Source organism: Hyella patelloides LEGE 07179, from assembly GCF_900659865.1.
Taxonomy (GTDB): Bacteria; Cyanobacteriota; Cyanobacteriia; order Cyanobacteriales; family Xenococcaceae; genus Hyella; species Hyella patelloides.
Window position 1 is genome coordinate 1 of record NZ_LR214047.1, and the last position, 9,261, is coordinate 9,261.

Sequence of the window (9,261 nt, forward strand, 5' to 3'; positions counted from 1 at the left end):
TTTTTTTGGAGTAAAATAAAATGGCTGACATTAAAATTAGTGACATCAACTTCGACGGGAATGATTTATTTACTGATTCCGAAAATTTCATGAATGACTTAAGTAATGATGACATGGGTCTCATCCAAGGTGGAGATTGGAGTACGTTTAGTGGTGCGTGTAGATTTGTAGACGCTGATGAATGGAGTACGGTTAGCGATTATTGTCGAACTGTTGCTGCTATAGATCCAGGTTTTAAAAAATTAAGTAGCTAATAACAATTTCATGACATATTACATGAATAATGTAATATGTAAAATTCCGATCTATTAGATCGGAATTTTACAGTAACTATTTAACTATCTCCTATCTAAATAAGACTTTAGGACTAGAAAAAACAAAATTTCTCATGAATAATAACCTGAATCATCAAAACTTATACGACTATTTGATAGATACTACTGTATTTAAAAAAGATGACTTAGAGTATATCAAAGTTGACTCTAATCTTAGTCATAAATTTCATTGGGTGATAGACTATTTAAAAACAAAAAGTAAAATATTTGTTAAGCAAATAACTGATTCAGAAAAAGTTAATGACAATAATCAAAGCAAGCGTGAATGGTGTATTTATGATTTTTTAGAATCTACTAACTTTTTACCTCATACTTCATCTTTAATTCCCCAAGTAATACATTTTGATCGTCAAAAATCAGTATTAATATATAAACTAACTGACAACTATATTAGTTTGAGAAAACACTATAGCAAAGATACAATGATTTGTAATAAACTTGTATTTTTAGTAGGAAAAGTTTTGGCTAAATTACATTCTGAAACTAAGGAATCTCAAAGATATTTAGACTCACTAACTAAAATAAATTATTTTACTCAAAACAAAATTAATGATGGGATTCCTTATTCTGAGTATATGACAAATTATCTTCAACCTGAAAGCCTCAAAAAAGTGCCAGTTCATACTTGGAGATTTCTCGGAATTTTACATAAGTCCGACACTATAAGTAAAATAATCAAAGAATTAGAATTAGAAAATCCTTACTATTGTTTAACACACAATAATTTGGGATTTGAAAATATTTTTATTTCAGAAAAGTATCAAGAAAGTCAAAAAAATTCAGAAAACAATGACTTAAATCAAAATTGCTTGAAAATTACTAACTGGAATGCATTTAGTTGGGGAGATCCCGCCAATGATTTAGGAAAAATTATTAGCAATTATTTTATACTTTGGTTTGATAATATGCTTATCGATTCGACTATTGACATCAAACAATCTATTAAACTAGCACACATACCATTTAAAGTTATCAACTCTTCTATCACTACTCTAATCCAAGCTTATGTTGAAAACAATCATCAAATATTAAAAGATTATCCCGACTTCTTGATTCGAGTTATCAAGTTTGCTGGTTTGGGTTTAATTGAGCAACTATTAACAGATTTTAAATTTAAGCCAGATAAAGCCTTAAAGCAGAAAAATATCTATTTTTATATGGCTTCACAATTACTGTGTAAACCTGAAAAATTTCTATCAATTTGAAATCATAATTTTTGTTCGATCTTTCTTTGACCAAATATTTAATTGTATATATCAATCACAATCAAGATAGCTATGTTTAATACAACTGAAGCTTTACAAGATATAGTTTATAATATTAAAATTGATCGCGATAATCTTCAAATTAGTCATGCAAAACTATCAGTTAACTTGCACTCCAATTTCAATAAAATACAGATAAAAAAAATACCTTTAACACAGCAATTAAATTATTTAAATTTTCACCTATTCAAACTATTACACCAAATATATTTTAAAGGATTATATATAAATAAATCTAATCATCGCATCCAGACTAATGAAGCAATTCTCAAAAATATAGATGCCGAGCAAATAGATTGGGAATTTTATGAAAAATTAGATAAAAATAATCAGGGAAGTTTTTGGCTACATCCATCATTTCACATTGTAAAAAAAGAAATAGATGGTACTTTAATAGCTGAATTTGATAACGGTTTTTTACAACTTAAGAGAAAAAATCATCTACCTACTGCTTTCCAAGCAGCTTCTATTGGCAGTCCAGTCGCAATTAAACTTCCATCTAGTTTTATCGACCAATCATACTATATAGCAATTGGGGACAATCTGGGTGGCTTCCCACCCACAAAAAAATATTTTTATACCATACTTATTCACTTTAATTTTAATTCTGAAGCAGCAATTTCTGCTATGAATTCTTTAACAACTGAATTGAATAAACTCAAAGTAATGTTTCGTTTTAAAGTATTATATAACCCCTTAAATTATGGAATGTATACATCTGGAATACTTCAAGTTTTTTCTTATGAATACGATTCTAGTTTGTACAAAAAAGCTATTTCTCCCATTCTACAAACAACTTATAAAGAAAACAAACATTATTTTAATCCTGAAATTCCCATTTTCAATAAATTACTTGCACCAGGTATTGGGTTAACTGAACGTCCTCACCCTAGAATAAGATTTAAACATACTATAGATTCTGAAGTAAACTACTGTGAGTTTATTGCTGATGCGTTACTTGAAGCTTATCAAAATAATGATGAATCGCCTAAAGATCGTATGAAATATATTATTAAACACTTTGAGAGTAAAGGAGTTGATTTAAATTGTGCTTATCTGAATTCTGAGTTTGAAGATATTTATACTCCACTAAACTTAGACAGGTGTCTGTGCGTAAGTCCTGAATTATTATCTTAAAAGATAAGCTCAAACATAGACAAAATCCTCAAAATTATAAGCAAAGTGGAGTATTATCCCACCTTACCTATGAATAATTTAAGCTACTTTACTACTTTACTATTCGCTTCAATATGGCTAACAACTTGAATTTTCTCAACTTGTTGCTTAAGCCATTTAGAAAATAAATCCAACATAATTTTCTGACGCAACTTGTTATTTAATTCTGGTTTAATAATCTCTTCTACCAAAATTAAATGTACTCCTTTAGAAGTAATAATGGGTTTAAGTATAGTAGGAGCATTAGCCGTAAAAACCTTAGCTGAAACTTCTGGTAACATCTCACTGCGATCTACTTCACCTTGATAGCCCCCTTTACGACGTAATTCCATATCGGGAATATATTTCTGTGCAGCTTCAAAGAAACTAATTTCACCTTCTTGAATTTCATAAAAAAGTTCGATCGCTTCATCTTCATCGTCTAAAACAATCTCATAGATAACTGCACCAGCATAATCTAATTGATGTTCATAAAAATAAGGTTCAACTTTATCGGCGAACAGATGAGTAGTTAGTTTTTGTGAGAGTAGAGTAATCTGGACAATTTCTTCAAAATCATCCAGAGAAAGGCCATGTTTTTCTAACCATGCCCAAGTAGCTTGAGCATCTTGGAGTTTAATCATTGCTCTCATTTGGTTGGCAGCTTTTTGTAATTCTTCAGTAGTTACTTTAATGTCTGCCTTTTCCACTACTTCGGCGATAACTTTACGAGTAATAATTTGTTCTACTATTTCAGGAATCTTACAGGATAATTTGATTTGATGTAGGATATCTCGCTCTGTAATAGTGATAGTTTTGCTGGAATTTATGGAAGCTTGTGACATGATATTTTCCTTGATTAAATAATTGGTGAATGGTCTGATTAGTCTGAAAATTAACGATCTGAAAGATTATTGCTTACAGTTGCAAACCTCCCTTTTGTAACTTTTTAAAGGGATCGAGAATAAAGTCGATTACCCGACGTTGACGCACTATGACTTCTGCTGTCACCGTATCTCCAGGGCGCAAAGCCATACATTTATTAGCTGTAGGTAAACAGTCGCGATCGATTGTGATGTCCAGGTTGTAGGTGGCTACTTGACCTTGTTCTGTATCGGTTATTTGGGAAGTTGGAGAAATGGTACTTAATTTCCCTGTGACGATTCCATAATCCTGGAATGGATAGGCATCAAACTTGAGTTTGACGGGCATTCCTGGGGTTAAAGAACCGCTTTCTGCCGTTGCCATTTCTGCTCTAACCATTAAAGATGAACCTTCGGGAGCAATTTCAGCGATCGCATCTCCTGACTGAACTACCTTTCCTGATTTTTGAATTGGTAAATTGAAAACTGTACCTTTAACTGGTGCTTTAAGGACTCGCTGTTTTAATTGATACTGAGCCGAGGCAATCTGACTTTTACTTTGGTTAATTTCTGTGGTTATTGTGGCAATTTCGGCTTCAGTGTTTTTCAGTTGTTCTTTACTTCTCAATACAGCTAACTTGCCTGTATGAGCCAAAGTTTGATAACTTTTTTCTTGTTCTTGTAGTTGCAGTTGTGCTTGTTCGATATCAGATTCAGCTTGGCGAATCACTTTGGCATAACTATTTTGCTGCTCTGTTAGGCGAAGTTTAGCTTGTTGTAATTCTGACTGAGAGCGATCGTAAGCCTGTTGTCTTTCAGCAATGATATCTTCTTGTTCCACTACTTGAACTTCAGAAATAATTCCTTGCTGCCAAGCTTGACGATAACGTTCAATTTCTTTTTGAGCTTTTGCTAAACTGGCTTGAGCAGAGTTTAGAGCAGTTTGACTATAAGCAACATCTTGTTTTGCCTGATTGACTTGAGCTAATTTTTCCTCTTGTTGTGAATTGTATGATGTTTGATAAAACTGGAGTTGTTGTCTTGCTTGTGCTACCTGAGCTTGTTTTTCGAGTTTTTGTGCCTGAATTTCTTGTTCTTGAGTGTTAACTGTTAGCAATAGCTGTTTTTTGAGTAGATCTAACTGATTAATTCGATGTTGTTGCCCTGCTAATTGGGTTTGTAACTGCTGAAGCTCAGCCTCAACTAGGTCAGATTCCAGTTCTAATAAGCTTTGTCCTGCTTCTACAACATCACCTTCTCGAACATTAATTTCGGCTACAGTACCAGCTACAGGAGCATCTAAAATAAAAGTCTTGCCACTGGGTTCTAATCTGCCTCTAGCCGTACCCGTTTCATCGACTTTTGAGAGCATTGCCCAAGGAAGAGCGATCGCTGTAAAAATTGCCAGAAAATACAACAATCCTCGCGTCCAAACTCTGGGTAAGGTGTCTATAAGTTCTTTGGTTTGGGATGACCAATCATGGGGTTGGATTTGACTGGGACTTGCCAAGACAATTTCCGAGCTACTTGGAGTGGATGATTGAGGTCTAATAGCGATCGCAACGCGCCTCGCCTTTGGCGAGATCGCTTTTGGGGAATTCAGTTTCTCTAATAGCCCTGGAGAAAACTGGAAATATCCTTTATGGACAAATCTAATACTGTTAGCTAGTTCTTCTAGTGGAGTAGTTTTGAGTAAATAACCCTTTGCCCCTACATTGAGAACTCGATTTATGTACTGTTCTTCGTCATGACTGCTGAGAACAATTACTTTAGTTTGATTAAACCGTTGTGAGATCGCTCTGGTAGCTTGTAATCCGTCCATCTCTGGCATTTCAATATCCATCAAGACAATATCGGGATTCAACGATTCTATTTGCTCGATCGCAGTCTGAGCATTATCGACACTCCCCACTATGGCAAAATCTGGCTGGGATGCTAAATAATTTTGTAGTGTTTCTCTGATGGAGTTATTGTCATCTACCAGCACAATTCTGATATTTAGCTCAACATCATGACTTCTAACAGGCAAGATAGGTATCTTACTTGGTTTAGCTGTAATTTTTCCTTCAACCATGTTATTTGTTATTTCCTTAAATCTAAAATTGCCTCAAATATATTCGTCATCATTCGCTCGTCAATTAACTAACAACAGCTAGTTGTTGCTGATTGAGATAAAAATAGTGACCGCGTTTTGCCATCAATTCTTTGTGAGTGCCACTTTCCACTACAATTCCTCTATCCAATACCAGAATTAAATCCGCATTACGGACAGTGGAAAGACGATGAGCAATTACCAAAGTGGTACGGTTGTGAAGAATCTGATTGAGATTATTTTGGATAATTCTTTCGGACTCCGCATCAAGACTACTGGTAGCTTCATCGAGAATCAGTAGAGGTGGATTACCGAGTAAAGCGCGAGCGATCGCTAGTCGCTGTCTTTGTCCCCCCGAAAGCATTCCTCCCCCTTCCCCAATTTGAGTTTCATAAGCCAGGGGAAAGTCTTTGATAAATTCGTGTGCGCCCGCCTGTTGAGCAGCAGCAATAATCATTTCTAAGTCTGCATGGGGTTGAGAAACACTGATGTTTTCGCGAATTGTGCCACCAAAGAGAAAAGTATCTTGATCCACTACTCCCACCTGTTCCCTGAGCGATCGCTTAGAAATATTAGCTAAATCGTAGCCATCGATGTAGATATTTCCTTCTGTGGGGGGATAAAGCCCTAAAAGTAGTTTAGAAATAGTTGTTTTGCCCGAACCACTGCGCCCTACCAGTGCCACTGTTTGTCCTGGCTGCACTGTAAAAGAGAGATTTTCTAAAGTATTGCGATCGCTTTCGGGATGATAGCGGAAGGTAAGATTCTCGAACCGAATTTGACCTTGAATTGGTGGCAGAGAGGAGCGGGAAGAATCTTGTAAATCTTCTTCTAAATCGGTATCGATAACATCGTTAATTCTTTCTATGGCAATAATGACTTCTTGTAATTCATTCCACAAGACGATCAAACGTTGAAAAGGACTAATTACATTACTCAGCAGCATATTAAACGCTACTAATTGTCCGATAGTTAGTTCGTTTCTAATGACTAACCAAGCACCAAACCAAAGCAAAGCAGTGCGGACAGTAGTTTCAATAGTGGAACTAAATATCTGTAATCTGTTACTAATTACTTGTCCCGAAAAGTTCTTTTGAATCGCCTTACCAAACAAGTCTTCCCAATTCCACTGTACAGACTGTTCCACCGCCATCGATTTAATAGTGCGAATCCCTGTCAAAGATTGAATTAAATATCCTGTTTCTTCAGCATGGGCAGCAAAAATCTCGCGGGATATCCTTTTTAAAAATGGTGTGGCAACTAATGCCAAAATGACGAATGGTGGCACAATTACTAAAGTCAACAGTGCCATTTTCCAGCTATACCAGAACATTAGTCCGACATAAATGAACACTGTCAATAAATCGAGGACGATTGATAAAGCTTCCCCTGTCAAAAATCTTTGAATTTTGCTGTTTTCTTGAACGCGAGAAATGATATCACCCACATAACGAGACTCAAAAAAGCTCAGAGGTAATCGCAAAGTATGGTTGATAAAGCCGATAATGAGAGCTAAATCGACTCGGTTAGCGGTATGGTCTAGTAGATACTGTCGTAACCCAGTCATCGCAACTCGAAACCAGCCAAAAATCAGCAATCCCAACCCCACCGCAGTTAAAGTTAGATTACTTTGCTGTACTACTACTCTGTCTAAAATCAATTGGGTAAACAGAGGAGTAATTAAGCCAAAAACTTGAATTAAGATCGAGGCGATAAATACTTCCAGTAAAACTATTCCGTGGGGTTTCACCAATTCAAAAAATTGCCAGAAAGGAATACTGGCTTCAGAAGCATCTTTGAGTAATGCTGTGGGTTGCAACAACAATGTATAGTTAGTCCAACCCTCCTGAAATTCGTCATGGGAGAGGCTACGTTGTCCGATAGCTGGATCGCAGACAATAACCCGATCTTTTATTATCTGATAGACAACAATATAGTGTTTTCCTTGCCAATGAGCGATCGCTGGTAGACTTTGTTCGGCAAGTTTATTCAAGCTGGCTTTAACTGGGCGAGTAGTAAAACCAATACTTTCGGCTGCTGCGACTAATCCTTTTAAAGATGCACCATTGCGATCGACATTGGCAATGTCTCGTAGGCGACTAACACTAAATTTTTTACCCCAATAACGACCAATCATGACCAAACAAGCTGCACCACAATCTGATGCACTTTGTTGACTGTAGAAGGGATAACGGCGAATAACTCTTTGCCAAAAATGACTGATTTTCAAACTAGGATTGGGAAAATAAGCTTTATTGACCCTTTTTACTTTTTTTTGCTCCGTATTACTTAAAACTTTCACTACTTGAGCTTGAGGAACAATCTGAGCCACAGCCCGATTAGTCCGCTCCGAATTAGTTAAAAGAGAATTAAACTTTCGAGCCTTTTGATAAAGATGTTTTTGTATTTGAGGGTGTCGCCGAACTAATGTTAGTAACAATTCAGGTGGTAGATAACATAATTCTAAATTACGAGAAGCTCTTGCCGAATATGGCTCAAAAGCTTTATCGGAGAAAAAGGTTGTCTCTCCAAATGATTCTCCTGCTTTAAGGTTAGTAATTAACTCTCCAGTAGTATTAATCAGCCGTACTTTTCCCGTAACAACAACATAAATTCCTGCTTCAGCCCCCTTAGTCTGCCAAAACTTACCAACTTGGGGTTTGATTGTTTTTATTTGTTGAAGACAGCTAGCAAATTCTGATGCCGAAAAAATATGTCCCAAAACATCATTAATCTGTTGTCGAGAAATTTTAGAGCTATTTTGAACCATGATTTCAGTTAATTTTTATGGGATTAAAGTTCCAGATTTCTGAAGCATCAACAAGAGAAAAACTTTCTAAATTGCTAATTTGAATGCCTTTACTAGAGAGATTTATTTCCTCTTCTAAGGGGGGTTTTTGTCGAGTAGATAACCCCATTTCTTTTAATAGTCGGTTCAGATGTTGAGGGGTTATCTCGATCCCAAATTCTATATTGAGATGCTGGCTAAGTTTTTGAGCAGTCCAACGCTTAAAGGGATATTTATATTCTTTATTGGGGACATTAACCTCTTGAGGTTTTTTAGTTACTAACTCTTTTAAACGCTGTAGATATTCCTCGTTTACTGTCACAGGGCGACCAATGGGATTAGATTTCCAGTGATGTGCTTGGTTGATGCGTGCCATAGTAATCCAGTGCCTGGCTGTAGCCTGACAGCATCCTAATTCTTGACATATTTGAGCTTGAGTTTTACCTTCATCTGCCAACAGCATTATTTGTATTCGTTGACGTTGTTTGTCTGATAGGTCTTGTTGCCAACTTTTTTGCAGCAACTCGCGCTGAAAAGGTGTCAGATATTTTCCTACAGTTTTGCTTTCTTGATATTTATTGTCTAAGAAGTCCTTTTGTGACATAGCCTGACTAAATCAATAATTTAAAAGTATGATTTTTTGCCTATGTAAAATTTCAGTCCTCTAATAGACTCTTACGCAATTTGTTACAAAAATTAAAAATTTAATTGTTTGCAATATGGGAGAAAACTCGGTTCTGTTGCCCAAAAAAAAGAGTAGCCA

7 protein-coding genes are annotated in these 9,261 nt (G+C 35.8%); 3 read left to right on the top strand and 4 right to left on the bottom strand.

What is annotated here, in order from left to right; genetic code table 11:
• Window positions 1-20 precede the first annotated feature (20 nt).
• From H1P_RS27835 to H1P_RS27845, 3 genes are all read left to right on the top strand, one after another.
• The gene (locus H1P_RS27835) at window positions 21-254 is read left to right on the top strand and encodes a hypothetical protein (protein ID WP_144873870.1); all 234 of its coding nucleotides are present in this window, start codon (window positions 21-23) and stop codon (window positions 252-254) included.
• A 173-nt stretch (window positions 255-427) separates the two neighbouring features.
• Window positions 428-1,540 carry a hypothetical protein gene (locus H1P_RS27840; protein ID WP_144873872.1) on the top strand — a complete coding sequence of 371 codons (1,113 nt, stop codon included), beginning with the start codon at window positions 428-430 and terminating at the stop codon, window positions 1,538-1,540.
• Between the two features lie 72 nt (window positions 1,541-1,612).
• Window positions 1,613-2,737 (top strand): T3SS effector HopA1 family protein, encoded by a 1,125-nt coding sequence (locus tag H1P_RS27845; RefSeq protein WP_144873874.1) that lies wholly within the window; start codon window positions 1,613-1,615, stop codon window positions 2,735-2,737.
• 83 nt (window positions 2,738-2,820) lie between these two features.
• Here the strand turns inward: H1P_RS27845 and H1P_RS27850 are convergent, their stop codons facing one another.
• From H1P_RS27850 to H1P_RS27865, 4 genes are all read right to left on the bottom strand, one after another.
• Entirely contained in the window at window positions 2,821-3,600 is a 780-nt protein-coding gene (locus H1P_RS27850) for a peptidylprolyl isomerase (protein ID WP_144873876.1), read from the bottom strand.
• 73 nt (window positions 3,601-3,673) lie between these two features.
• Complete coding sequence (locus tag H1P_RS27855) at window positions 3,674-5,692, bottom strand: response regulator (protein ID WP_144873878.1); 2,019 nt, start codon at window positions 5,690-5,692, stop codon at window positions 3,674-3,676.
• Between the two features lie 64 nt (window positions 5,693-5,756).
• Window positions 5,757-8,480: a peptidase domain-containing ABC transporter gene (locus H1P_RS27860; RefSeq protein WP_144873880.1), complete on the bottom strand. Its 2,724-nt coding sequence runs from the start codon at window positions 8,478-8,480 to the stop codon at window positions 5,757-5,759.
• A 4-nt stretch (window positions 8,481-8,484) separates the two neighbouring features.
• Window positions 8,485-9,102 carry a helix-turn-helix domain-containing protein gene (locus H1P_RS27865; RefSeq protein ID WP_144873882.1) on the bottom strand — a complete coding sequence of 206 codons (618 nt, stop codon included), beginning with the start codon at window positions 9,100-9,102 and terminating at the stop codon, window positions 8,485-8,487.
• Window positions 9,103-9,261 lie beyond the last annotated feature (159 nt).

Excerpts from the sequence above, each read along its gene's own strand:
- H1P_RS27845 (WP_144873874.1), top strand. The coding sequence starts at position 1,613 with ATGTTTAATACAACTGAAGCTTTACAAGATATAGTTTATAATATTAAA.
- H1P_RS27855 (WP_144873878.1), bottom strand. The coding sequence starts at position 5,692 with ATGGTTGAAGGAAAAATTACAGCTAAACCAAGTAAGATACCTATCTTG.
- H1P_RS27835 (WP_144873870.1), top strand. The coding sequence starts at position 21 with ATGGCTGACATTAAAATTAGTGACATCAACTTCGACGGGAATGATTTA.
- H1P_RS27860 (WP_144873880.1), bottom strand. The coding sequence starts at position 8,480 with ATGGTTCAAAATAGCTCTAAAATTTCTCGACAACAGATTAATGATGTT.
- H1P_RS27865 (WP_144873882.1), bottom strand. The coding sequence starts at position 9,102 with ATGTCACAAAAGGACTTCTTAGACAATAAATATCAAGAAAGCAAAACT.
- H1P_RS27850 (WP_144873876.1), bottom strand. The coding sequence starts at position 3,600 with ATGTCACAAGCTTCCATAAATTCCAGCAAAACTATCACTATTACAGAG.